This window comes from Pseudoduganella ginsengisoli (assembly GCF_009720865.1).
Classification (GTDB): domain Bacteria; phylum Pseudomonadota; class Gammaproteobacteria; order Burkholderiales; family Burkholderiaceae_D; genus Rugamonas; species Rugamonas ginsengisoli.
In genome coordinates this window covers 1-23,750 of record NZ_WNLA01000017.1, presented here as the reverse complement: position 1 = coordinate 23,750, position 23,750 = coordinate 1, and the positions used below count along the sequence as shown (strand labels likewise).

The 23,750-nt window shown below is 61.0% G+C and carries 21 protein-coding genes and 1 pseudogene; 11 read left to right on the top strand and 11 right to left on the bottom strand.

All coding sequences use genetic code 11. From position 1 onward, the window contains the following. Positions 1-15 precede the first annotated feature (15 nt). Positions 16-1,017 carry an HD-GYP domain-containing protein gene (locus GM668_RS21530; RefSeq protein ID WP_229499656.1) on the top strand — a complete coding sequence of 334 codons (1,002 nt, stop codon included), beginning with the start codon at positions 16-18 and terminating at the stop codon, positions 1,015-1,017. A 56-nt stretch (positions 1,018-1,073) separates the two neighbouring features. On the opposite strand, the gene GM668_RS21525 is transcribed toward GM668_RS21530, so the two are convergent. From GM668_RS21525 to GM668_RS21495, 7 genes are read right to left on the bottom strand one after another with little or no spacing between them, the layout of a single operon-like run. Beyond that, on the bottom strand, positions 1,074-2,291 hold the full coding sequence (locus GM668_RS21525; RefSeq protein WP_155441016.1) for a tetratricopeptide repeat protein: 1,218 nt from the start codon (positions 2,289-2,291) through the stop codon (positions 1,074-1,076). Between the two features lie 10 nt (positions 2,292-2,301). Continuing rightward, on the bottom strand, positions 2,302-3,207 hold the full coding sequence (locus tag GM668_RS21520; RefSeq protein ID WP_155441015.1) for an ExeA family protein: 906 nt from the start codon (positions 3,205-3,207) through the stop codon (positions 2,302-2,304). 11 nt (positions 3,208-3,218) lie between these two features. Next, complete coding sequence (gene mshL / locus GM668_RS21515; protein WP_229499653.1) at positions 3,219-5,006, bottom strand: pilus (MSHA type) biogenesis protein MshL; 1,788 nt, start codon at positions 5,004-5,006, stop codon at positions 3,219-3,221. 21 nt (positions 5,007-5,027) lie between these two features. Continuing rightward, positions 5,028-5,402, bottom strand: coding sequence for an MSHA biogenesis protein MshK (locus GM668_RS21510; RefSeq protein ID WP_229499651.1), 375 nt, complete (start codon positions 5,400-5,402; stop codon positions 5,028-5,030). Then, positions 5,387-6,151, bottom strand: a complete 765-nt coding sequence (locus GM668_RS21505) for a type II secretion system protein M (RefSeq protein WP_155441013.1) — start codon at positions 6,149-6,151, stop codon at positions 5,387-5,389. Before GM668_RS21505 ends, GM668_RS21510 begins: the two co-directional genes overlap by 16 nt. After that, positions 6,148-6,813 (bottom strand): PilN family protein, encoded by a 666-nt coding sequence (locus GM668_RS21500; protein ID WP_170305750.1) that lies wholly within the window; start codon positions 6,811-6,813, stop codon positions 6,148-6,150. The genes GM668_RS21505 and GM668_RS21500 overlap by 4 nt, the downstream gene beginning before the upstream one ends. Then, positions 6,810-7,754 (bottom strand): type IV pilus biogenesis protein PilM, encoded by a 945-nt coding sequence (locus GM668_RS21495; protein ID WP_155441012.1) that lies wholly within the window; start codon positions 7,752-7,754, stop codon positions 6,810-6,812. The genes GM668_RS21500 and GM668_RS21495 overlap by 4 nt, the downstream gene beginning before the upstream one ends. A gap of 254 nt (positions 7,755-8,008) precedes the next feature. On the opposite strand from GM668_RS21495, the gene GM668_RS21490 reads away from it, so the two are divergent. Genes GM668_RS21490 through GM668_RS21470 form a run of 5 tightly spaced genes read left to right on the top strand, consistent with a single transcriptional unit; the run spans position 8,009 to position 13,250 of the window. Then, positions 8,009-10,978, top strand: a complete 2,970-nt coding sequence (locus tag GM668_RS21490; protein WP_155441011.1) for a DUF6701 domain-containing protein — start codon at positions 8,009-8,011, stop codon at positions 10,976-10,978. Further along, complete coding sequence (locus GM668_RS21485) at positions 10,975-11,439, top strand: pilus assembly FimT family protein (RefSeq protein ID WP_155441010.1); 465 nt, start codon at positions 10,975-10,977, stop codon at positions 11,437-11,439. Before GM668_RS21490 ends, GM668_RS21485 begins: the two co-directional genes overlap by 4 nt. Then, positions 11,429-11,902 (top strand): prepilin-type N-terminal cleavage/methylation domain-containing protein, encoded by a 474-nt coding sequence (locus GM668_RS21480; RefSeq protein ID WP_170305748.1) that lies wholly within the window; start codon positions 11,429-11,431, stop codon positions 11,900-11,902. Before GM668_RS21485 ends, GM668_RS21480 begins: the two co-directional genes overlap by 11 nt. Beyond that, positions 11,899-12,783, top strand: coding sequence for a prepilin-type N-terminal cleavage/methylation domain-containing protein (locus GM668_RS21475; RefSeq protein ID WP_211923433.1), 885 nt, complete (start codon positions 11,899-11,901; stop codon positions 12,781-12,783). Before GM668_RS21480 ends, GM668_RS21475 begins: the two co-directional genes overlap by 4 nt. Further along, entirely contained in the window at positions 12,780-13,250 is a 471-nt protein-coding gene (locus tag GM668_RS21470) for an MSHA biogenesis protein MshP (RefSeq protein WP_155441007.1), read from the top strand. Before GM668_RS21475 ends, GM668_RS21470 begins: the two co-directional genes overlap by 4 nt. A gap of 36 nt (positions 13,251-13,286) precedes the next feature. On the opposite strand, the gene GM668_RS31615 is transcribed toward GM668_RS21470, so the two are convergent. From GM668_RS31615 to GM668_RS21450, 4 genes are all read right to left on the bottom strand, one after another. Next, the gene (locus tag GM668_RS31615; protein ID WP_155441006.1) at positions 13,287-13,766 is read right to left on the bottom strand and encodes a type II secretion system protein; all 480 of its coding nucleotides are present in this window, start codon (positions 13,764-13,766) and stop codon (positions 13,287-13,289) included. A 65-nt stretch (positions 13,767-13,831) separates the two neighbouring features. Next, the gene (locus GM668_RS21460) at positions 13,832-14,368 is read right to left on the bottom strand and encodes a prepilin-type N-terminal cleavage/methylation domain-containing protein (protein WP_155441005.1); all 537 of its coding nucleotides are present in this window, start codon (positions 14,366-14,368) and stop codon (positions 13,832-13,834) included. Then, on the bottom strand, positions 14,368-15,603 hold the full coding sequence (locus GM668_RS21455; RefSeq protein ID WP_170305761.1) for a type II secretion system F family protein: 1,236 nt from the start codon (positions 15,601-15,603) through the stop codon (positions 14,368-14,370). The genes GM668_RS21460 and GM668_RS21455 overlap by 1 nt, the downstream gene beginning before the upstream one ends. Before the next feature lie 4 nt (positions 15,604-15,607). After that, positions 15,608-17,311, bottom strand: a complete 1,704-nt coding sequence (locus GM668_RS21450; RefSeq protein WP_155441003.1) for a GspE/PulE family protein — start codon at positions 17,309-17,311, stop codon at positions 15,608-15,610. Positions 17,312-17,455: 144 nt separating this feature from the next. Here GM668_RS21450 and GM668_RS21445 point away from each other — a divergent pair, with 144 nt between their 5' ends. The 5 genes and pseudogenes from GM668_RS21445 to GM668_RS21425 all read left to right on the top strand — a co-directional run. Further along, the gene (locus GM668_RS21445) at positions 17,456-18,181 is read left to right on the top strand and encodes an ABC transporter ATP-binding protein (protein ID WP_155441002.1); all 726 of its coding nucleotides are present in this window, start codon (positions 17,456-17,458) and stop codon (positions 18,179-18,181) included. Between the two features lie 2 nt (positions 18,182-18,183). Next, positions 18,184-19,947 (top strand): ExeA family protein, encoded by a 1,764-nt coding sequence (locus GM668_RS21440; RefSeq protein WP_170305747.1) that lies wholly within the window; start codon positions 18,184-18,186, stop codon positions 19,945-19,947. Positions 19,948-20,033: 86 nt separating this feature from the next. Beyond that, positions 20,034-20,438, top strand: coding sequence for a hypothetical protein (locus tag GM668_RS21435; protein ID WP_155441000.1), 405 nt, complete (start codon positions 20,034-20,036; stop codon positions 20,436-20,438). A 164-nt stretch (positions 20,439-20,602) separates the two neighbouring features. Next, the gene (locus GM668_RS21430) at positions 20,603-22,465 is read left to right on the top strand and encodes a type II secretion system protein GspD (protein ID WP_155440999.1); all 1,863 of its coding nucleotides are present in this window, start codon (positions 20,603-20,605) and stop codon (positions 22,463-22,465) included. Beyond that, positions 22,462-23,750: pseudogene (locus GM668_RS21425) on the top strand (hypothetical protein); the annotation flags it as partial. The gene GM668_RS21430 and the pseudogene GM668_RS21425, both read left to right, overlap by 4 nt.

Here is a 23,750-nt window from a genome sequence, read left to right as displayed (position 1 = left end):
GTGGTGGGGATGATCATGAATCAATACATCAGTAGCCTGAAAGACCTTGTCATGGGCGACATGCCCGCGCCGCAAGCGGCGGCGCCTTCGGTGCTGCATGAATTGAATGCAGCAAACCGCCGGCTGGAAAAATTGCTGGTGGACTTGCGCGCCGAGCGCAATGCGGAAAGCGAATTGCGCGCCGTGGCGCGCGACGTGATCCGTGCCGTCGAATTAAATCCCGACATTGCGCTGGCCTGCATTTTCCTGAACCAGATTAACGGCACCTACGCCGTGCGCCACTGCATCGAAACGGCGATTGTCGCCATCATAGTCGCCCATGGCTTGCGCAAGGCGGACAGTGAAATCCTCACCATCACGGCGGCCGCCCTGACGATGAACGTCGGCATGTTGCGCTACCAGAACACGTTCCATAAATCGTCCGCGCTGACCAGCGAGGAAATGTCCATCGTGCGCCGCCACCCGCTGGAAAGCGTGGACCTGCTGCGCGATGCCGGTGTCAGCGATGAAGACTGGATTGCCTGCGTGCTGCAGCACCATGAAAACGATGACGGCAGCGGCTACCCGGTTGGCTGTTCCGGCGTGGAAATCCAGCAAAACGCCCGTTTGATCAGCCTGGCCGACCGCTATTGCGCGCAAGTATCCGCCCGCAATTACCGCAGTTCCGTGCTGCCCGATACGGCGCTGGCCAGCATACTCAGCGATGAAGCGAAATTCGGCGACCATGCGCTGTGCACGCAGTTTGCCGCCAAACTTGGCAAATTCCCGCCCGGTACGCTGGTGCGCCTGCAAAATGCGGAAGTCGGCGTCGTCACGCAGCGCGACGGCAATGGCGCAGTACAAGTGCAATGCCTGCGCGATGCGGCAGGCAAGCCGCTGCGCGATGCATCCGGCATCATCCAGATCGTGCGCCGCTCCGACGACCCGGAATGCGCGATCAGCGAAGCGCTCAGTGAAGACCAGGCCGACGTGCGGTTTTCCATGAAACAGATCTGGGGTGAGCAAGCCAGCCTGTGACAGGCCACAACGCAACCTTAAGAGACGCCAATATAGCGGCGCTCACGGGTTGAGTGCTAGCGTGCGATCTGCGCCAGCTTGCGCTCCACAAACGACGCCAGTTCCGGCGACAGACTGCCGCTGGCCTTGGCATGGTTGTACGCTTCCACCGCTTCCGCATTGCGCTTGTCGGCCTGCAGCGAAATCCCCATGCCCATCCACCACACGCCGTTTTGCGGCATCAGCCGCAGCGCGGCCTGGTATTGCTCGACAGCTTCCCGATGCCGCTGGACCTTTTGCAGCGCGCCGGCCAGGAACGCCACGTAATCCGGGTTGTTACCCGCATATGGCAACGTGCGCATCAGTGTTTCCACGGCCGGGCCGCCGCGCTCGATTTGCAAACGCGCCAGCAGCATGGCCATTTGCTGCTGCTTGGGATCCAAGCCCAGCCCCAGCTGCAAATGGCGCATGGCTTCATCGTTGCGCCGCGCTTCCAGCAATAAGCCCACCAATGCCTGGCGCGCGGCGTCATGGCGCGGATAGGCAAACACCGCCTGTTCCAGGCCCGCCATTGCATCTTGCACACGGCCATCCTGCAGCATGGCCAATGCACGCTTGTAAGCGTTATCCGCCTGCTGCTCCGACGTCATGGTCACGCCACTGCCGTCGGCCTGGCGCTGCAGTGGCACCGCCTTGGCTTCAACGCGGGGCTGCGGGCGGGCGGCAGCCGCTTTTGCAGCCTGCGCATGGGACGCGGCCAGCGCTTGCGCTTCCGCCCGTGCCTGTTTGGCCTTGCGCTTCGCATCGGCCAGTTGCGCCGCCAGGTCGCCCTGCTGCGCTTCTTCCTGCTTGCGGCGCGCTTCGATGCGTTCCGCCCGCGCCGCGCGGCTGGCTTCCCGCGCCGCATTGACAGGCGCAGCGACGCTTGCCGCAGCGGCGGCAACCCCGCCGGACGCTGGTACAGATGCCGGCACTGGTGCAGGTGCGGGCGCTGATACCGATGCCGGCGCCGGTGCAGGTGCTGGCGCCGGTGCAGCGGCCGGCGCGGCTTTGCCATTGACCTCCGCTGCGCCAACCACTTTCGGCGCCTTGAATGGCGGCGGCTTGTGCATCTGCGTCCAGCCGTACCACACGGCCAGCGCCAGCGCCGTCAATGCCACGCCAGTGCGCACCGCCAGCATGGTAGGCGAGCGCATGCCCGTTGGCGCCACCGAACGCACGGCGTCGCCTCCCGCCTTCGCGCCGGCTCCGCCGCGCGCGTCGAGGTCTTGCAGCATTTTGTTAATCAAGCTCATAGGCCGCCGCTCATTTCGTCAGGGCCCACGCCAGGCCGCCGCCTGCCGCCAGCAATCCAGCGGCAGCCGCCGCAATCCATGGCCATGGCGGCATGACGCGCTGCCGCGCGCCACCCACTGTATCCGACGCCGCGGCCTCCACGTGCTTCTTGTCCACTTGCTGGCGCCCTTCGCCATAGGCCAGCATCAGCGACTTGTGCGCCATGATGTTGACCAGACGGGGAATGCCGCCCGTGGCGGCAAACAGCTTGCGCACGGCGGCAGCGGAAAACAGCCGCCCGCCCGAATAGCCGGCCACCCGCAAACGGTGCGCCAGATAGTAATCGAGGTCGTCGCGCGACAATGCACCGAGGTGGTAGTGGAACGTAATGCGCTGCGCCAGCTGGCGGATGACGGGGCTCTGCAGGTGCGCATTCAATTCCGGCTGGCCAAACAGGACGATTTGCAGCAGCTTGCGTTTTTCAGTTTCCAGGTTCGTCAATAAGCGCAGCGCTTCCAGGCTTTCAATCGGGATGGCCTGCGCTTCGTCCAGGCACAGCAAGACTTGCTTGCCCTGCGACGCCAGTTCCAGCAAGCGGAACGTGATCGACTTCAGCATCTGGTGCTGGTCGACGTCGCGCGCCAGCGTCAATTCCAGTTCATCGGCCAGCGCCAGCATCAAGGTGCGCGGTTCCAGGTAAGGATTGGGAATATACGCGGTAACGAATTCCTCGCCCAAGGTGGACAGGAATTTACGGCACAGCAGCGTCTTGCCAGTGCCGACTTCGCCGGTGATCTTAATGAAGCCTTCACCCGTGCGGGCCGCCACCAGCAAGGTATTCAACGCCTCTTGCGAATGGGGGCTGGTGAAGAAGTAGCTGGTGTCCGGCGTGATGGAAAATGGCACTTCACGCAAGCCGAAATGGGATTCATACATGGCGGCAATCCTTAATTGCGTGCTCCGCTGCGCCCCGGAGCCAGCTGCTCAATGCGGCGCGCCGCATCTTCCGTATCCTGGCTCCATGCGCCGGGACCATCAACGATGGTCGGCTTGATCAAGACCACCAGTTCGCGCTTTTGCGTCTTCTGGTCGGTATTGCGGAACAAGTTGCCCAGCACGGGCACTTTATCCGCGCCCGGCACTTGCGAAGCATCGTCCGTCGTGGACTGGCGCATCAAGCCGCCAATGGCAACGATCTGGCCATCCTGGCCCCGCACCATGCTGTCCATTTCCGACGTGGAGGATGCGGCCAGCGGCAAGTTCAGCGAACCGGCGCTGCCCAGGTTAACTGTCTTGTTGACCGTCGTAACTTGGCTGACGGATGGGTGCACGTGCAGCATGATGCCGCCTTCGTCATCGATTTGCGGCGTCACGTCCAGCACCACGCCGGAAAAGAAGGGCTGCAGCGTCACGTTCGGGCTGGTGGTATTGCCCGCCGCCGTGTTGTTCTGCGTGGTGGAGACGCCCGTCACATAAAATTCATCGGTTCCGATCTTCAGCACGGCTTTCTGGTTGTTGATGGCCGTGATGCGGGGGCTGGACAGCACGTGCACCGAACCTTGCGATTCCAGGAACGAAATCATGGCGGCGAAATTACTGGTCTGGAACGCCAGGCCGAACAGCGAGCCCGCATTGGTGGCGGCATTGGCGATATTAAAGCCCGTGCTGGCGGAAATGCCGGCGGCGCCGCCACTGGTCATGGTGGGCGGCTGCCCGCCGGCAAACGGCAGCGGCGCCAGCGACGTGCCCGGCGCCAGGAAACCGGACGAGGCGCGGTTGTCATGGCCCGTCTTGAACGATGCGAACGAAGCCCAGTTGATGCCGGTCTGGTAGCCGGTGTTCAACTGCACTTCGAGGATTTTCGCTTCCAGGATGACTTGGCGCTCCACCGCCAAGCGAGTGGCCTTCAGATACTGGTCGATCGAGCGCAGCTGGTCCGGCATGGCGCGCACAACGATGACGCCCGATTGCGGAGAAATCACCACGCTGCGCCCTTCGCCCTGGCCGCCCACCAGGGCTTCCAGCGCGGCTTTTAAATCTTTCCAGAAGTCCGATTCCATGGCCGTGGTGACGTTGCTGGCATCTAGGCCCTGCTGGCCCGACTGGCCTGGCTGGCCCGGCAAATTGCCGCCCTGCTGCTGGTTATTGTTATTGCCGCCGCCATTGCCGCTGCCGCCCGACGTTTGCGGGCCCACCGAGCCGACCGACGTCGACGACACGCGCACGTTCGACGTGCCCTTGCGGGTCGCCGTCAGGTAATTGACCTTGAACATGCGCGTCTGCATCGTCAGCGGGCGGATATAAATGCGCGTGCCTTCCACCTTGTAGTCATAGCCATACAATTCGCGGATAGCGTCCAGCGCTTCCATCAACGTCACATCCTTCAAGTGCGCGGTGATGTTGCCCGTCACTTCGGGATGGATCAGCATGTTGTAGCGGGTGCCCGCCACGATGGAATTAAAGAATTGCTGAACCGGGACGTTATTGAACGACACATTGAAGCGCTCATCGAGCACGGGACGGGCTTTCGGCAATTGAGATGCCAGTGCGGGCAATGGCGGCAGCAGCGCTGCTTCGACGGCATCGGGAGCTGCTGCGGCGGCGGGCGCCTTGGACGTGGCCGCCCGCATTTCCTTGCCGATCGCATCGTATGTATCGCGCGAAGAAGGCGTCTGGCAACCTGCCAGCACCACCATGGCGCCCAGCACACAGGCAGCCTTCGTCAGTTTGTGCATGTTCTTATCGTTTCGCATCATTTATTGTCTCGCCGTCTTGCCGGCTGCAGCTGGAAACAGCCGCAGGGTTTCCTTGGATTTCCCCCGCCGGACCACCACCGTGTTTTCACCCACTGCCTCCACCACGGCATCGCCAACTTTGGCGCCGGGGCGCACCACTTCGCCATTGATGACAGCGACGCGGCGCCCGCCCGCTTCCCGCGACACAAGGATCGACTGCAATTGCAATGCTGCCGGCTCTGCCGGATCGGGCGCTGCCACGGCGCCCGGCGTAGCCAGCACGGCGGGCGGCTGCGTGGGGTCGCCCAGCGACTGGGCTGCGGCGCCGCCCATCAGCGCCACCGGCAGCGCCAACGCAAATAACAAGCGCGATGCGCACATTACAAAGCTATCCATTTCTGGTCCAGGCTCAGCGTATATAAGGTCAACGACAGCGTGGCTTTCGGGTATTGCTTGGCGTTCAAGGTGGCCTTACCCCAGAACAGCTGTTCCGGCATGGCTTCCAGCGCCTGCATATAGGCCACCATATCCAGGTAGCTGCCCTCCACCACGATTTGCACTCCATGCCGGTAAAGCAATTCTTCCTGCTTGGCGGCCGGTACCGCGGGCTTGGCGGCCTGGCCGGCCGGCGGGGCCAGCGGCAACACCGGCGCGGGCGCCATAGCCGCAGGTCCGGCAAGTGCCTGGGTCTGGACCGGCTCAGGCTCGGCGAATTTCCCGTCGCTCATGCCGCGCGGCGGCAAAGTTTTCAGCGATACCAGTTTCAGCCGGCTGTTGCCCAACAATTGCTGTAACAGCGCGCCCATGCGCTCCGGCACCACCAAGCCTTTTTGCATCGTACGCAGCGCGTCGCGCATGCGCTGATTCTCCTGCGTCAGCTGGGCCAGGCGCTGCCTGGCTTCCTTGTCAGGATCATTCGATGCGGCCAGTTCGCGCTGCGCCACATCCATATAGATCGTGGCGACGGCATTGCGCTGCTGCACGGTGGTGTCTTTCAACATCTTTTCCCGCTTCAGCGCCGGCTCGATCACCAGCGTATTGATGATAAATACCATCCCCGCCAAGACCGCGGCGCTCACCATCAGCCGCTCGCGCATGCTGATCGCTTCGAATTTCGCCGACCATTGTTTCCAGCGCTGCTTCATCGCGCCTCCGCTTTCACTACCGCGCTGCTTTCCTGGTGCGCCTGCAAGCTGAATTCCACAAACGCCGGAGCAGACGGCGCAGGGGCCGATGCCACGGCGGCGGCCGGCGACGGCTGGGCCGCCTGGTTCATTTCCAGCTGACCGAACGACTTGCCCTTCAATACTGGTTCATGCGCCAAGCCATTCAAGTACCCGGGCAATAACGCCGCCTGCAAGGTGCGCCCCTGCAAACCGATTTCATTGCCCGCCCCGACGATTTGTACGCCGGTCAGCCATAAGCCTTGCACCCGCGACCGGGCAAAGGCGCTGAAGTAAGCCGAATAGCCGTGCGTATTGCCCAGTTCGCCCTTTTCAAGAATGCCGGACACTTCCTGCAGCGCGCGGTTGTCAGACTCCGCCTGCGCCAATTGTTCGGCCACTTGCGGGTCCTTTTGCCGGGGCGCTTTGCCGGCGGATTCTTTCTGGCGCCGTTCCGCGTCCGCCATTTGGCGCTGCACCTTGTCCGCCTCGGCCTGGGCCACAGCAACGCGCTGCTGGGCCGACAAGCCGAACGCCAGCGCCACGGCCAGCGTGACACCCGACAGGGCCGCCAGCGTATTCAGGGTGACATAATTGGTCTTCTTGCGGAAGCGCGGGTTGTACAGGTTGATTTGCTGGCTCACGAAGCGCGCTCCTCGTCGCGCAACGCCGCGCCCAGGGTCATGAAATAGCGTGCCTGCTGCGCCGGATCTTTCAATTCCGGCACTTTATCAAGATCCAGGACGGCTTCCAAATCCAGCATTTCCACCGGCAAGTACAGATTGCTTTTTAAATAGCTGAACAAATTACTGCCGCCGGTCGGCGCGAGAATCAGCTTGGACACGGCGACAAAATGGAATTGCCGCTCGAAGTGGTCCAGCGAGCGCTGTAATTCCAGCGTAATGCGGTCGTAGTACTGCTGCTTTTTATCGTCATCGTCGCCCAGCAATTGGGTCAGCGTGACGTCCATGCGCCGCGCCAGATACAGTTCGCCACCAAACGACACGGTCAGCAAGCCGCCATCCAGATCAAACGACAGCATGGCAACACCGCGGCCCTCCGGTTCCAGCATGGCCGAGATGTTACGTTGCGCCATTTCAGGGATGTCAATGGCAGACAATTTGACTTTCCCGGCCGTGAACAAATTCTGGTGAGGCTCGATGACAGAATTGCGGGCAGCCACGGCAAATACTTGCTTGTTGTGGGCTGGTGCGTTCTGCGCCGGCGGGATCGGCACGACATCGACCGTGGCTTCCGCGACGGGAAAGTCAATCATGTCCTTCAAGCGCCAGCTCACAGCGGTTTTCAACTCGTCAGCAGGAACATTGGGCGCTTCGATCATCAGCAACTGATATTCGCCCATGCCCAAGAGGCTGGAACAGCGGTACTGGTCCGTTTGCATATCCTTGTGCACCCGGGCAAGAATGGGGCCGGCCAACTGTTTTTCGCCGGGGTAGAACAGCGCCGCCAACACGACCGGCTTGGCGTCGCGGCGGCGCTGCACCACCGTGGCCAGCACGCCATCGGCATACAGCGCAATGGCCAGCCAGCCATCTTTCTTTTTAGTTTTTCCCCAAAAACCCATGCACCTTGTCTCATTGATAGCGCAGCACGTTCAGAAAGACGTGCAGCCGCTTGATTATATTCAAGAATCAGTGCCTTTCAGGAGCAAATTCGCCAGCAAATGGGAAAAACACCGGGTTTTTTATCCATAGCGAGACAAAAACTAATGGCACCCGCGATTTCAGCGGCGGCGCGGGCACGATTCCCCCTGTCAACTTGACATATTCCTCCTCAGCATGATTTGATGGCATGCATCCAGTCCGTACCATCTAACCCATGAATCAATCTTTGCAGGTCGGGTCCGGCCCTTGCCGCCTGTTGACGACCCTGCAGGCGTTACTGTTGTGCGCGCTCATCAGCTTGTTGCCTGCATCGGCCAGCCAGGCCGCTTCCGTCAGCTACACAACGTATTCGCTGCCCTCCGCCCTGACATCGTCGCCGTTTAATTGCACGCTCAGCAGCGGCACCTATGTCTGCGGCTCCGTCAATCTCGACAAGGACAGTATCCTCAGCCTGACATCAAACGTTTCGCTGTGGGTGAAAAATGGCAGCTTTACATCGCAGAAAAACCTGACCACCGCGAACCATGGGTACACGTTCAACCTGGCGGTGGATAACGCCGTGTCGATGCAAAAAGACACCGATATCGATATGAATATCACGGCCAGCGGCGCCGTCTCGTTTGCGAAAAACGCAGTCATCGACGGCAATATCACGTCCAGCAGCAACGTCAGTTTTTCCAAAGACTCGACAGTCAACGGCAACCTGGTTGTCAGCGGCAACCTGACCGGCGCAAAAAATGTCGTCATCAACGGCACGTGCCAGGTAGCAGGCACCAAGAGCAATATCATTTGCACCGGCGGCAGTGTGTCGCTGCACCATGTCCGGGTGACTTTCTCGACACCGACCAGCACCTGCGGCACCACACCCGTCACCATCACTGCATGCGCCTCGGCCGACAGCAACGGCAGCTGTACCGCCTATACGGGAGGCATCAGCGGCACGCTGGTGGCGGACGGTGAAGACGACGTCACCGAAGTGGCCAGGCTATCGTTCAACATCCCATCCGGCAGCAGTTCTGTCAGCGGCAGCCTGCCGGCCATCACCACAGCACAAACCGCGTCGCTGTCCTTCGAAAACGTCAGCAAAACCACCACCACCTCGGGCACGTGCTGGAATGGTACTGACAGCAGCTGCGACCTGGTGGTCGCTTCCTGCGGCGCCCACCATGTACGCCTCGACCACTCCGGCAGCGGCGTGACCTGCATTCCCGCCACCGTCACCATCAACGCTTGCAGCGGCGCCGACAGCAGCGGCACCTGCACCGCCAGCACCACCGGCATGACCGGCACACTGGTCACCACCTTGGCCAACGGCACCCAGCAAACCGACAGTTTTACGATTCCATCCGGCGCCAGTTCCGTCACCAAGAGTGTCTCCGTCACGTCATCACAAACCGTCACCTTCAGCACGACCGGCCTGTCTCCGGGCACGTCGTCATCCACCACCTGCTGGAATGGATCGTCCGCCAGCTGCAGCTATTTCTACGACACGGCGGCGCTGGAGTTGGCGGCGCCGGACCATGTCGCGGCCATTCAGCAAACCGCCACCATCAAGGCGGTCAAGCAGGTAGGCAGCACGACGACCTGCACATCGGCGCTGGCCAACGGCAGCTACACCATCGAGTTCGGCTGCACTTATTCGAACCCCACTACCGGTACGCAAAGTCCGGTCATCAGCAACGGGTCTAGCAATGTCACAATGGCCTGCAACGGCAGCACCAGTTCATCCAATTCGCTGAGCCTGGCGTTCAGCAGCGGCCAGGCATCGTTCTCTCTGACTTATCCGGATGCGGGAAAGGTCACCTTGCTGGCCAAGTACTCGGGCGGCGGACTGACGCTGACGGGGAGCGATGCATTTGTTGCGGCGCCCGCGAAATTCACCATCTCCACCAGCACTTCGCCACTAAAGGCCGATGCCGCTTTTGACGCAACAGTCAAGGCCGTAAATGCCTTGGGCGCCACCATGCCTAACTTCGGCAAAGAATCATTTGGGACTGGGGCAACTGGCCATCGCGCATCGTTGGCCTTCTCCAAATGCGGCGGCGCGACCACCGGCGTGTTCGGTGGCAACCTCAGTGCGGGTGTGGTGAGTATGCCGCAGTTTTCAAGCGGCGCCAGCACTGTCACTGGCCTGCAATACAGTGAAGTCGGTACGTTGGATGCGACCGCAACGCTGACCAGCAATACGTACACCACTCCCAGCTATTACCTGGACCTGGGTTCCAGCTTTGCCGTTACGGGCACGACCAACACTGCATCCGGCGGCAATTGCTCGGGCAGTTTCGGCACTTTCATCCCATCCCGTCTGGTCACTACGCTGGAGCCCACCAGCACCAAATTCGCCTATTCGGGCATACCGTTCAAGGTCCGCGTCACTGCAAAGAATGCCAATGGCGTCACGACCGTAAATTACACAAAGGATTATGCCAAGGACATCACGCTGTCCGCCGTCACCGACCAGGGCACTGCGGTCGCAAGCACAGTCGGAACGCTAAGCAACACGACGCTACTGGCGTCTGCATTTGGCAGCGCGGCGGGCGGCTACGCCGATGCCACGCCGACATTCACCTTCCCTGCCGTGACCGGCGGCGTCAACGGCGCCAAGCTGGCCCCGCAAACCATTTATATCCGCGCGGCGGAGTCTGGCTCCGGAGCGACGTCGGCGTCCACCGGCACGCCGCCGCCATACGAGACTAGCGTCCCCGTGCGATATGGCCGGCTGCGCCTGTTCAATGCCTATGGCAGTTCGCTGTCAACCGTGAAAATGCCTGTACAGGCCGAATATTGGAACGGCACGGTGTGGGTGATCAATGGCGACGATTCCACCACCAAGATACCGGCCAGCGCGATCGGCTTCCCCAGCGGCGGCACGGCTACGCTGAGCGGCCCGGGCGCCGATCTCACGCTAACGGCCGGAAAAGGCACGCTGACGCTCAGTAATAGTGGCAATGCCAAGGGATGGGGCTATGTCACGGCGAAACTTGGCGCCAGCGTCAGTGGCAATTCGGGCGATTCATGCCCCGGGACCGCGACCGGCGTCACGGCGGCCAGTCTGGGCGGGCTGCGGTCGTATCACGGGTGTGGCGACGGCGGCTACACCTATGACCCGGCTGCGCGCGCCAACTTCGGCATCCAGTCGCAGGAAACCAAAGGCGTCGTGCATGTGCGCGAGGTGTTCAATTGAAGCGGTGCAGTAACGGCTACACGATGGTAGAGTTAATCACCGTGATGGTGGTGCTGGGGATAATTTCTGCGATAGCGATCCCCCGCCTGATGGGTAACGACATGGCCGGCCCCGCGTTCCGCGCAGAAGTGGTCAGCGCCCTGCGTTATGCGCAAAAGACCGCAGTCAGCCACCGCCGGCTGGTGTGCACCACGCTGACTAGCAATTCGGTCACTCTGGCGATAGCCAGCGGCCCCAACCTCAGCGTATGCGCTTCCGCACTTTCTTTGCCGGATGGCAGCAGCAGTTACAGCAGCACGGACAGCGCCGTCACCATGTCTGCCACTGCCAGCGCGCTGTACTTCCAGCCCGGCGGTACAATCACCAGCGATGGCAGTGGCAGCACAACGACAACAGCAAGCATTACCGTCACCGGACAAACGGCCATCGCCGTCCAGGGAGCAACAGGCTATGTGGAATAAGCGCCAGGCCGGTGTGACCCTGGTGGAATTGATCATTGCCATTGTGATCATCGGCATCGCCGTGGCTGGCGTGATGCAGGTGTTTCGCGTGACAGTAGTCGGCAGTGCCGATCCTATCCTGCAAAAGCAGTTGCGCGCCGTGGCTGAGGGCATGATGGACGAAATCCAGCGCCAGCCGTTTGCCGCCACTGCCAATAATGCGGCGTCTGGCTGCGCTCGCGACACTTTTAATGACGTACTCGACTATAACAATTACGCCCCTGGAAAAATCTGCCTCGTCACGGGTGACGAAGTAACGGAATTGTCAGGCATGACAATTAGCGTGACAGTCGTTGCGGACTCGGCATTAGGCATCGCCACAGCGGGCGATGCGTATCTAATTACCGTGACCACAGCAAAAAACGGCAATGTGTTCAGCCTCAGGGGATGGCGCGCCAACTATGCCAAAGGAGTGTCGATATGAGGCGCGCCTATGGCTTTACGCTGGTGGAATTAATTGTCGTGATCGTCATCATTGGCATCATTGCCGGTACCGTGACCATTTATGTCGGCCCCGCGATTCAAAGCTATCTTGACGTGAAGCGCCGCGCCAACCTGACCGACCTTGCAGATGGTGCTGTGCGGGGCATGATGCGCGATATCCGTTCCGCAGTCGCCAACTCCATCAACGTGCCTAACGACCAATGCTTCGAGCTGGTGCCTGCCTCCATGGGTGGGCGCTATCGCACGGCGCCGAATACGACCTGGGACGCCGCCGCCAATGCCGCAAATAAAACTCAATGGGTTAACACCGCCGTGGACACGACAGTGTTTGACGTGATGGCGCTGACGCCGGCCAACACCGCACCTGTGGCGGGCGACTACGTGGTCATCAACAATCAAACTGCTACCGACGTCTATGCCGCCGCCAGCACATCGCGCTCAGCAATTACCAATGTTGAGGAATTGCCAGCTGCCAATAAGCTTGGTTTATACCGGCTGACCATCGGCGCATTAAAAATCGATACTGGTTATGACAATGCCCGTTTCGCCATCGTGCCCGCGTCGCAGCAAGCGGTGTTCTACGTGTGCTCGGGCGCCACTGGCGTTAATACCAGCGGCGATGGCAAAGGTACGCTATACCGATTCAGCAAATATGGATTTGCGCAAAACACGTCGTGCCCTACCCCCACCAGCAGCACGCCTATCGTTGCAACCAAAGTGGAAAAGTGCACGTTTGTATACGACCCGAATTCCGGCACTCCAACGTTATACACCGGCTACATGCAACTAAAAGTCAAGCTGACGGAAAATAACCAGTCCGTCCAAATTCTTGTCGGCACCCATACGGACAATACGCCATGAAGCTTAGACGCCGGCCCTCCGCCGGATTTGCCTACATTGCCGCTGTGATTTTGCTGGTGGCGCTGGCCACCATGGGCATTACCGTCAGCCGGCTGTCGAACACCCAGCAGATCACGGCGGCGGAAGATGCGATGCAAGCTTACGCGTTGCAGGCGGCACGCGCAGGAACGGAATGGGGGTTATACCAGGCCCTGCAATTCGAGTCGTGCGCGGGCAGCACGGACTTGACAGACATAAAGACGCTCAGCGGCGGATTTGCCGTGACAGTGGAGTGTTCCGTTCAGCAATTGGAAGAAGGCGTCAAATCCGACGGGGTGACTCCGCGAACCATCAATATTTATACGATTTCCGCCACCGGATGCAATGCAAACCACTGCCCGGACAATGCGGCTGCAGTCAAATCGGGGTATGTGGAAAGAAAGCGTGTGGTGACGCTGTGTGCGACCGGGGCGAAAGAGCCATGCTAGGAAAAAGCCCGGATGGAACCGGGCTGGAAGTGATTATTATTTGCAGCTCGACGCAAGGGGCAGATCAGACACAGAACCGGTCGATTCCGTATAAACAAAACTGCAGCTCGAGTGCGTGGAGTCGGTCGAGATGGTGGTGGTGCCATCGGTAGCATCATGCGCAATCACGAAATCGCCGCCCGTGCTACCAAGGCTTGCCGCCACCACAATGCCCGCGTTGGTTGCTTTAGGATAGCCAGCGGTAGACATGGCGATCGAATTGCCATCAAGCGTAACAGCTGTCCCGCCCGCAGTTCCATCAACCAGCCATTTCGCGTGGGCCATCGATGCAGCGCTCAGCACTGCACCGCGCACGCCTTTTACTTTTGAGTAACGTGCGTCGCCGCCCAAATCTGCAAACTTCGGCAATGCCGTCGCAGCCAGAATACCCAAAATCACGATCACAACGATCAATTCAATCAAGGTAAAGCCGGTTTGGGCACTACGACGCAGCGAACCCGTTTGTTTCATTTGCATTGTTAAATTCTCCGAGGTGTCAGAAAGGGGTATGTGACGAGCAGGATGCAAGTATCAAGAAACATTTATCCTGAGTCAACTTGGACCAAGGTGACGCCCGGCTCAGCCTGGGACGGGTCAACCTGCTTGGCGTTGTTCGTGGGCAAGCGGTTGAATTCTACCTTGAAAATCCAGCGCTCAAATGAGTCTCCTAGAAAACTTTTTTTACTGCTGAACATATATACAAGTTTATGTTCCGAAACGTCAAAGTACCAGCAACCAGGGGCAAGATCCGCGCTTGCGGAATTGGTAATTTCCCCCCGATAATTCTCTGGCAGGGTTTGCAACAATGTCAGCGGATTTTCTTTCGTCAGTGCTTTTGCATCAAACTTGCGTCCAGCCACAATCGCCTCATACTGCCTGCTGTTTAAGGCAATTCGCATGTTGGCGACGAGCCGCTGCACTGCAGCCTCTTCCGCTTTACCTTGATAGTAATAAATACTTTCCAGTACCGAGCCCAACAATACGCAGAAAATAATGATCACAATCACCACTTCCAGCAGGGTAATTCCTGTCTGGCGCCGATGTTGCAGGTGAACCACACCCGTTTTACATGGATTCATCAATGCATGGCCGCTTTACCCAGATTCCAGATCGGAAGGAAAATGCCAAGCGCTAGCACCAGCACCATCGCGCCGAGGAATGTAATCATGATCGGCTCAATTTGCGCCGACAAAGTCTTCAACTCGTAATCTACTTCGCGCTCATACATAGCGGCGATCTCATCCATCAAATCGTCCAGAGAACCGGATTCTTCGCCCACTGCGATCATTTGCAACACGATGGGGGTGAAAATCCCGGCTGCCACCGACGTGCGCAAAATGCTGTCTCCCCGCTCCACGTTGTCACGCATGACTTCGATTCGTTTGCTCAAATGCGCGTTATCGACAGTCTGTGACACCACTGTCAGCGCATGGACGATCGGAACGCCGCTACGGCTGGACAACGCGAAACTGCGGGCAAAGCGCGCCATCGTGGCCTTATGAATGATCTTGCCTGCGATGGGAAATTTCAGCTTATAGCGGTCCCATTTCAGCAAACCATCCGGTGTTTTTGTCCACGCCTTAAAGCCAAAGAATCCCCCCAAGGCGGCGGCCGTCAACATATACCAGTAATCGATGGTAAAACGTGAGCTGGCGATCAGAATCCGCGTCATCAGCGGTAATTCCGCCTTAAAGCTCTCAAACACCTTAACGAATTGCGGAATCACAAATACATTGACGACAATCATTGCCAGTACCATGGCGATAATGACAAATGTCGGATAACGGGTGGCGCTCTTTACCCGGTTTTTCATTTCGCGCTCAAACTCCAAATGATCAAACAGGCGCAACATCACTTCATCAAGGCGGCCCGTCATTTCTCCCACGCGCACCATTGACAAATAAAAGTTATCAAACACGGCAGGATGCTTCGTCATCGCGGCGGACAATTCACGGCCCGCGTCCAGCGATTCGCGTAAGTCCGCAATCACGCGGCCAAATGCTTTGTTAATCGCCGATTCCTGCAAACCCGCCAGCCCTTTCATGATGGGCACACCGGACTTAAGCAACGTATACAATTGCCGGCTGAACAACTGCACGTCGATTGACGTTGGTTTTTTTTCCGTCAGTTTGGCAATCCAGCCCTCGCTGTCGCCTTGGCCCGCCACTTTTGTGGCACGTGTCACGGTAATCGACACCGGCGTCACCCCAGTCCCCATCAACTGGTTCGCCACCGCATTCTCATCGGCCGCTTCCAGCACGCCCTGCATCAATTCCCCGCCGCTGTTGCGGCCTTTATAGGCATAAAACGGCACCGCGTTATTCCTCGATCTGGTTACTGATGCGCATTGCTTCGGCAATCGTCGTGCGGCCCTGGATCACCAGGTGCACGGCATGGCGGCGCAAGGTTTCCCCCCGCATCGTCGCGTGCGCGACCTTCAGGAAATGGTTCGGATCCGGATCGTTGGACGCATCGACCACCGCCTGCGTCACTTCCAGCAATTCATACACACCGGTACGGCCCCGGTACCCCATGCCATTGCAATGCGAACAGCCCTTGCCATGGAAGTAGCGCGCCATATTGACCTTGTCTTTCAGCTCCAGTTTCAGCCACTCGCTTTCGGTCGGCGTCGGCGTGTACGGCGTGGTGCAGCTCTCGCAAATCACGCGCACCAGACGCTGCGCCAGCACGGCTTGCAGCGCGCTGCCCACCATGTAGCGCGGCACGCCCATGTCCATCAGGCGCAGCGGCGTGCTGGCCGCATCGTTGGTGTGCAGGGTCGACAGCACCAAGTGGCCCGTCATGGCGGCGCGCAAGCCGATTTGCGCGGTTTCCTGGTCGCGCATCTCGCCCACCAGCACGATGTCCGGGTCTTGCCGCAGCGCGGCGCGCAGCACGCGGGCAAAATTCAAATCGATCTTGTCGTTGACCTGCACCTGGTTGATGCCGGGCAGCCGGTATTCAACCGGGTCTTCCACCGTGATGAGTTTCTTTTCCACGGAGTTCAATTCAGCCAGCGCGCTATACAAGGTCGTGGTCTTGCCGGAACCGGTCGGCCCCGTCACCAGCACCAGGCCATTCGGACGCTGCACGATGGCGCGGAAGCGTTCCACCAGGCCGCGCGGCATGCCGATCGCGTCCAGCTTCAAGTTCGTATTGGACTGGTTCAGCAAACGCATGACCACCGATTCGCCATATTGCGTCGGCATGGTGGAAATACGGACGTCGATGCGCTGGTTTTTCACGCGCACGACAAAGCGGCCGTCCTGCGGCAAGCGCTTTTCTGAGATATCGAGGTCCGACATCAGTTTTAAGCGCAGCGCCAGTGCAGGCGCAATCTTGATGTCGGCTTCCGTTTGCAGGTGCAGCACGCCGTCAATACGGAAGCGGATTTGCAGCCGGGTTTCCTGCGGCTCGATGTGGATGTCCGATGCGCGCACCTGCGTCGCGTCGTCAAACACCGATTGCAGCAGCTTGACGATGGGCGCTTCTTCCAGGCCCGGATTGGCCGCCAGCGCACCGAAGTCGACCGACACGTCGCCCAAATCCTGTTCCAGCTCGCGCGCCAGGTCGGAAATGTCTTCCGTGCGGCGGTACGTGCGGTCAATAACGCCCAGCACTTCCGTTTCATTGACAACGGCCAGCTCGATGTTTTGTTTGACCAGCCGGGCGATTTCATCGTACGCAAACAGGTCGGTCGGGTCGGAAATGCCCACCAGGTACGAGCCGCGCCGGTCTTCCAGCACGATGGCCCGGAAGCGGCGCGCCTGCGTTTCCGGCAATAGCCGTACCAGTTCGGGATTGATGTTGTAGAACTTGAGGTTGATGTACGGGATGTTCAACTGCCGCGCCAGCGCGCCGGAAATCTGTTCTTCCGTCACGAAGCCGCTGTCGATGAACACCCGGCCCAGCTTGCGGCCACTACGCTTTTGCTCGGCCAGCGCCTGCCCCAGTTGCTCTTCCGTCAGCAGCTTTTGCTGCACGAGGATTTCGCCTAATCGGACCTTCTCCGGCCTGGCCATAAAGTCTCCATCATTTCTACACAATTCAACGCGGCCATTGTATGCCAGAAGGCATCATTTCTTCGAATAAAGTTACCCGGACTGGCCCTGGCAGTCCGATATTTGCTACAGTGATGGCCATTGTTGCCGCCTTGTGTATTCACCTTGTCTACCGTCCTGCCACCTGCCATCCGTTTTAACCATGTCGCCAAGCGCCACGGCGGCAGCGAAGTGCTGCGCGGCGTGTCGCTGGACGTGCAGCCTGGCGAGCTGTTTGGGCTGGTGGGCGTCAATGGCGCCGGCAAAACCACGTTGCTGCGCTGCCTGCTGGATTTTTGTGCGGCCGACAGCGGCGACATTACTTTGTTTGGCATTGACAGCCGCAACAGCCGCGCCCGCGCGCCGCTGGCCTTCCTGCCTGAACGATTTGAACCGCCGCCATTCCTGACCGGCGCGGAATTCCTCGCCTATGTGCTGCAACTGCAAGGCCAGCGCTACGACGCGCAACGGGCGGCAGCCATTGTGGCCGCGCTGGACCTGGAACACGCTGCGCTGGCGCGCCGGGTGCGCGGCTATTCGAAAGGCATGACGCAAAAACTGGGACTGGCCGCCGCATTAATTTCCGATAAGCAACTTGCCATCCTCGATGAACCGTGCAGCGGTCTGGACCCGAAGGCGCACGTGCTGTTCAAGCGGCTGCTGCAAGACATGCGCGAACGGGGCCGCACGGTCTTGCTGACGTCCCATGCGCTGGCCGATGTGGATGCGCTGTGCGACCGGCTCGCCATCTTGCACGGCGGCCAATTGCAATTTGTCGGCACGCCGGATGAATGCAGGACCCGCTTCGGCGCCGCGACATTGGAAGACGCGTTTATGACATGCGTGCAATAACCATGGACCAGCCAGACTACCTCAGCCATTTCCGCCTGCAGCGTGCGCCATTTGACGCTGTGCCCGACGCGGCCCTGTTTTATGCGGAAGCCGCGCGCCGTGAATTGCTGGGTGCGCTGGCCTATGCCGTCACGCACGGCGATGGCATCGTGAAAATCACCGGCGAGCCGGGCAGCGGCATGACCATGCTGTGCCACGCGCTGTCCAGCGAGTTGGCGGGACAGGCCGTCATCATCCATATGCAGCCGGACAGCGTCGGACCATTGGGCGTCATTCACGCCACTGCGCTGGCGCTGGGCCTGAATCCGGACGGCAAACGCAGCGATGAAGTGCTGCGTAACTTGCAAAGCCACTTGCAGGCCATGCGCGCAGGCGGCCGCCATGCCGTGCTGATGGCTGACCATGCGGACTTGCTGCCGCCCGATGCGCTGGAAGAAATCCGCCTGCTGACCAATCTCGATGATGCGCAGGGCAAGCTGATGCAAATCGTGCTGCTGGGCCAGCACGCGCTGAACAACAGCTTGCGGCAAAGCGCCATGCGCCAGTTCCGCGAGCGCATCACGCTGAGCTTTGTCATGCCACATTTATCGGCGGACGATGTGCCGGCGCTGCTGGCGCACCGCTTGCGCGCCGCGGGCTATGAAGGGCTCGACATGTTTGCGCCGGATGCGGCGCGCATGCTGGCGTCGCACGCGAAAGGCGATGTGCGGATGGTGATGCATCTTGCCCACCACACGCTGGCGGCAGCGGCCAGCGAGGGCGCCGTGTCGGCCGCTAAGCGCCACGTGCAGGCCGCCATTCGCGGACGGCTGCCAGCCCTGAAGCCGCGCGGCAAATTGCAGCCCGTGTTGGCAGGAACGGCGCTGGCCATGGCAGCCGTGGGCATCGGCGCCGCCGTGATGTGGAAACAGCACATGCAGCGCCCGGCCGTGGCGGCAACCCCGATGTACGCCGGCGTCATCAAGACTGCGGCGCCGATGGCCGTTGCGGCAGCCAAGGTTGCAGCCGATGCCGGAGATGGCGCAGCGCCATCAACATCCGCCGCAGGGCCGGAACATTTGGCAGCGGCCACAGGCAGCGCTGCAGGAACGGCCCATCCTGTTTCGGCAACAGCCACTGAGCCCGCCCAGCCCATGGCGGCTGCGGTGAAAAGCGGCAGCACGGCTGCAGAACCATCTCAGACACTAACCGCTGCGGGAAATCCTGGCGGCGCCGGCGCGAAGGCTGTCCAGCAGGCAGCCGCGGCCCCTCCCCCGGCCATGGCGCAAATCACTACGTCCGCAGCAGCCAAGGCCCCGCCAGCGCCGCCAGTGCAGGCAGCAGCTTCAGCATCCACCTCCCTGGCCAAGCCTGCCGGTTCCGGCGATGCGGCAGCCGCCTACGCGGCCGGCCTGTCCACCAGCCAGGCCAGCCTGCTGCAACAAACCCTAAAAGCCGGCCAATCGTGGCTGCGCGATGAGCCCGACAGCCATTTCAGCGTCAAGATCGAAGATTTCCCCGCCAGCCAGCACGCCCGCGCGGAAGCCTTCCTCCATGAAGTGCGCAGCACGCTGGGCCTGGGCGACGTGCACGCCTATCCCACGCTGAACCATGGCGAACAGCGCATCGGCATCGCGTATGGCAGTTTCAGCAGCGAACAGCAGGCGCGCAACGCCATGGGCAAACTGAAAGGCCGCTGGACCTATGCGCCGAAAATCCGCAACATCGGCGCCATTCGCGCCGCTGTTGCGCGCGCCACACGTGCTCAGCCGCGCGCTCTGCCATAGCGAATTCCGCTACGCTATCCCAACTCGTGAACCACTGCAGTTCACGTTCGATGTTCCTCGTTGCTCACCATCGAAAGGGATTGCCGATGAACACATTTCCTATTTTGAATTCCGACTGCGCGCACATCCTCGCGTTTGAAATCGAACATCCTTACATCACCATGCACGCCATCACACGGTTGCTGGCGACGACCGAGGGCGTCACCGATGTCCGCCTCCGGCGCCTGGAACGCGACTTCAAAATTGAATTCAAGTTCCGTTCACTACCCTACGTGGTCTGGGAGCCGCACGGCGCCGATGGCCGCTACTGGATCGGGCCGGACGCGGAAACGCCGCGGGGCGCCGATGTCGCCGCGCTGCGCACCACATTTGAACGCTATCGTCCGTCCGCACTGCGCATGCTGTATGGCAGCCTGGTCTCCAGCCTGCAATTCACCGGCCTTTCCAAAAAACGCCATAACACCCGCCGCACGCCGCTGCGCGTTAGCTGATTGCAACGGCTCCGCTCGCTTGGCAACAGCAAATCCATCACGCAAGGTTGCGATAAAACAATGTCAAAAAGAAATCGTGCGCCACAGTTGCCATTTTTAATAGATGATGTGCGAATAATTTCATAATCACAACATTTCTTGAGCTTGCCAGCTGGGGCGCCGCCATGAAGATACAATTTGCCGCACCCTTGATACCCGTGGCATGCGCACTGCTATCCGGTTGCGCTGCACCACAATTTCCCCTGTCGTCCGCCCATGTCGGCGCTGAAGCGCCGGTTGCCGGCGCCATTCCCGAGCCAGTGCGCCAGAGCGCGCAATTGCCGCCGCCCCGGCCCACTCCCAAAGTGGAAACGTACAGCGTCACCGTGCATAAGGTCGGTGTGCAATCGCTGCTGTTTGCTCTGGCGCGCGACGCGGGGCTCAACGTCGATATCCACCCCGGCATTGAAGGCACCGTGACGCTCAATGCGCTGGACCAGACCTTGCCCCAGCTGTTGCACCGCATTGCCCGCCAGGTGGACATGCGCTATGAAATTGCCGGCAACACGCTGATCGTGCAGCCCGACGCGCCCGAGTGGCGCAACTACAAGATCGATTACGTGAATATCGCGCGCAGCACCAGCAGCAGCGTGAATATCGCCACACAAATTTCCACCACGGGCGGCGGCGCCAATGCCAACAGCAGCAATCCCGTGGCGGCCGCCATTGCGCAGCCCGGCGGTACTCAGCTACAAGGGCCGGGTAGCGGCAACGGCAACAACAATTCCACCACATCGGTATCGAACCGCTCGGACAACAACTTTTGGTACAGCATCGAGAAAAACATCCGCGATATGCTGCGCGCGTCGACGTTGCAAGACACGCCGCAAGATCCACTGGCGGCACTGAACCAGCCGCAGCCGGTTGGCCAAGGGTTAAGCCAGCCATCCGGCCAGCAGCCGCCGCTACCCGGCGGCGCCGCCCTGCCCATGGCTGGGCCGCCGATGCTGCAGGATGCAGCGCTGCCAGTCCAGCCGCTGACCACCAGCCGCAGCCGCAACCGCTATGACCCGTCGATCGTCGTCAATGCGGAAGGCGGCCTGATTGCCGTGCGGGCCACGGCGCGCCAGCATGAAAAAATCCAGGAATTCCTTGACCTGGTGCTGGCCAGCGTAAAGCGGCAAGTGCTGATTGAAGCCACCATCATTGAAGTGCGGCTGGGCGACCAGTACCAGCAAGGCATCAACTGGTCGCGCCTGGGCAGCCGGCTCAATGTCACGCAGGGCAAGCTCGGCACCGAACCATTGCCGTCCGGCGTATTGCCCAACACGTCGCCCGGCATGTTCCTCTTAAATTACGTCAATCCGGGCAACCTGACCGCCACCATTCAATTGCTGGAATCGTTCGGCAAAGTGAAAGTGCTGTCCAGCCCGAAGATCAGCGTCTTGAATAACCAGACCGCCATGCTGAAAGTCGTCGATAACAATGTCTTTTTCACGATCAAGGTCACGCCTGCCGTCCTCAATGCCACCGGGACCGTCACGGCCCCGGCCACGTATGAATCCAGCCTGCAAACCGTGCCGGTGGGCTTTGTCATGAGCGTCACGCCGCAAATTGCCGACAGCGATGAAGTCACGCTCAACGTCCGCCCTACCATTACCCGCATTGTCGGCTACGTGCAAGACCCGAATCCCGCGCTGGCCGCAGGCAATGTCGTGTCGCGCGTCCCCGTCATCCAGGCGCGCGAACTGGAATCCGTCATGAAGGTCAACAGCGGCCAGATCGCCGTCATGGGCGGCTTGATGCAGGATTCCGTCGACAACAACAAGGATGGGGTGCCGCTGCTCAGTTCCCTGCCGGTTGTCGGCAACCTGTTCTCGTACCGGAATGAAAACGCCGTCAAAACCGAACTGGTGATCTTCATGCGGCCGGTGGTGGTCAAGGATGCCAGCATGAATGGCGACTACCGCGACTTCCGCTACCTGTTGCCGGAAACTGCCGCCGGTCCTGAAGCGCCGTACGGGGAAGTGGCAAGGAGGGGGCTATGAGTTTGCTGATGCAGGCGCTCAAAAAAGCCGAACGCAACAAACTCGATCCGCTGCCCGAAGACGACGGCCTGGAACTCTCCGATGAATCGTTTGACCGCGTGGTGGCGCTGACGCCGGATGACGTGCTGTCCGGCCGCGTGCCGCCGGCGCCGGATTTGCTCGCGCTTTCCCTGGAGCCGCTGGAAGAGCTGCAGCAGCCTGCCGGCAGCGTCAGCGAACAGGTCCCGGCGCTGGAACCTGCCATTCCGGCGCCGCACGATCCGACACCGCCGCAGTCGCGCCGCCATGGCGCGCAGCCGTCCCCCGCAGCAGGTCAAGCGCTCGAGGGGACTGGCAGTACCAGCGCGCCTGGCGTGGACTTGCCATTCTCGGTGCAGCCGCCGCCATTGCGCGAACTGGCGCTGGAAGACGTTGCGCCGCCGCCCGTGGAGCCATTTGTCGCGGAAATGCTGATGGCGCGCGAGACCGCCGCCGCGCTGGCCACGGAACCGATTGCGCCCCTGCCCGCACTGGAAACAGCTGCGCTGGCGCTGGACACGCCAGCCATAGCGGAACCTTATCGCGCCGTGCTGGACGCTTATGCCAGCGCCGACGCCATGCCGCCGGCCCCCGCGCAGACCGCTAAGCGCGCCGCCAGCGGCCAATTTACGCGCAGCCCGGCCCGTAAGGGCGTGCATACTGCGACGGCGGCGGAGACCGGCGGAAACCATGCAGGAACGCCGCTGCAGCCTCCGTTGGCGGCAGACACTGCAGACGGCAGCGGTCAAGGGGCGGCCCAGGCCAGCACACGCGGCGCAGCGCACGGCAACACCCAGGGCGCCGCACGGGGCACGGCTGCCCGCGCCCGTGCAGCCGCCCAGGCAGCTGCGGAACAAGACCAGCCGCGCCGCGACCCGGCCCGTGTGCGCCTTGCCGTGCTGGGCGGCGCGCTGGCGCTGGTGGCCGGCACGCTGGCCGGCGTGTACTGGTACGCGCTGACGTCCCCCGGCCCTGGCGCCAGCCTGCCGCCCGTGCCCATGCCCGCACCCGGCGCCGCCACGGGAGCAGCGCCCGTCACAGTGGTGCCGCCGGCAGGGGCCCTCCCTGCTGCTGACGGCACGCAGCCGGTCCCATCGGGCCCGGAAACACCGCAACTGACGCCGGATGCGTCGCCGGACACGCTGCATCCCGCCACCGGCTATACCGGCTTGCCGCAGGCGCGCCCGGCTCCGCCCGCGCCGCCGGCGCAACATGGCGGCGGCAGCCGTATGCCATCCGACGACGATTTGCAGCACGCGCTGCAGCA

Coding starts and splice junctions, on each gene's coding strand:
- GM668_RS31615 (WP_155441006.1), bottom strand. CDS start 13,766: ATGCAAATGAAACAAACGGGTTCGCTGCGTCGTAGTGCCCAAACCGGC.
- GM668_RS21490 (WP_155441011.1), top strand. CDS start 8,009: ATGAATCAATCTTTGCAGGTCGGGTCCGGCCCTTGCCGCCTGTTGACG.
- GM668_RS21440 (WP_170305747.1), top strand. CDS start 18,184: ATGGACCAGCCAGACTACCTCAGCCATTTCCGCCTGCAGCGTGCGCCA.
- GM668_RS21460 (WP_155441005.1), bottom strand. CDS start 14,368: ATGAATCCATGTAAAACGGGTGTGGTTCACCTGCAACATCGGCGCCAG.
- GM668_RS21530 (WP_229499656.1), top strand. CDS start 16: ATGAATCAATACATCAGTAGCCTGAAAGACCTTGTCATGGGCGACATG.
- mshL (WP_229499653.1), bottom strand. CDS start 5,006: ATGCACAAACTGACGAAGGCTGCCTGTGTGCTGGGCGCCATGGTGGTG.
- GM668_RS21475 (WP_211923433.1), top strand. CDS start 11,899: ATGAGGCGCGCCTATGGCTTTACGCTGGTGGAATTAATTGTCGTGATC.
- GM668_RS21510 (WP_229499651.1), bottom strand. CDS start 5,402: ATGGATAGCTTTGTAATGTGCGCATCGCGCTTGTTATTTGCGTTGGCG.
- GM668_RS21470 (WP_155441007.1), top strand. CDS start 12,780: ATGAAGCTTAGACGCCGGCCCTCCGCCGGATTTGCCTACATTGCCGCT.
- GM668_RS21525 (WP_155441016.1), bottom strand. CDS start 2,291: ATGAGCTTGATTAACAAAATGCTGCAAGACCTCGACGCGCGCGGCGGA.
- GM668_RS21435 (WP_155441000.1), top strand. CDS start 20,034: ATGAACACATTTCCTATTTTGAATTCCGACTGCGCGCACATCCTCGCG.
- GM668_RS21450 (WP_155441003.1), bottom strand. CDS start 17,311: ATGGCCAGGCCGGAGAAGGTCCGATTAGGCGAAATCCTCGTGCAGCAA.
- GM668_RS21505 (WP_155441013.1), bottom strand. CDS start 6,151: ATGAAGCAGCGCTGGAAACAATGGTCGGCGAAATTCGAAGCGATCAGC.
- GM668_RS21495 (WP_155441012.1), bottom strand. CDS start 7,754: ATGGGTTTTTGGGGAAAAACTAAAAAGAAAGATGGCTGGCTGGCCATT.
- GM668_RS21430 (WP_155440999.1), top strand. CDS start 20,603: ATGAAGATACAATTTGCCGCACCCTTGATACCCGTGGCATGCGCACTG.
- GM668_RS21520 (WP_155441015.1), bottom strand. CDS start 3,207: ATGTATGAATCCCATTTCGGCTTGCGTGAAGTGCCATTTTCCATCACG.
- GM668_RS21480 (WP_170305748.1), top strand. CDS start 11,429: ATGTGGAATAAGCGCCAGGCCGGTGTGACCCTGGTGGAATTGATCATT.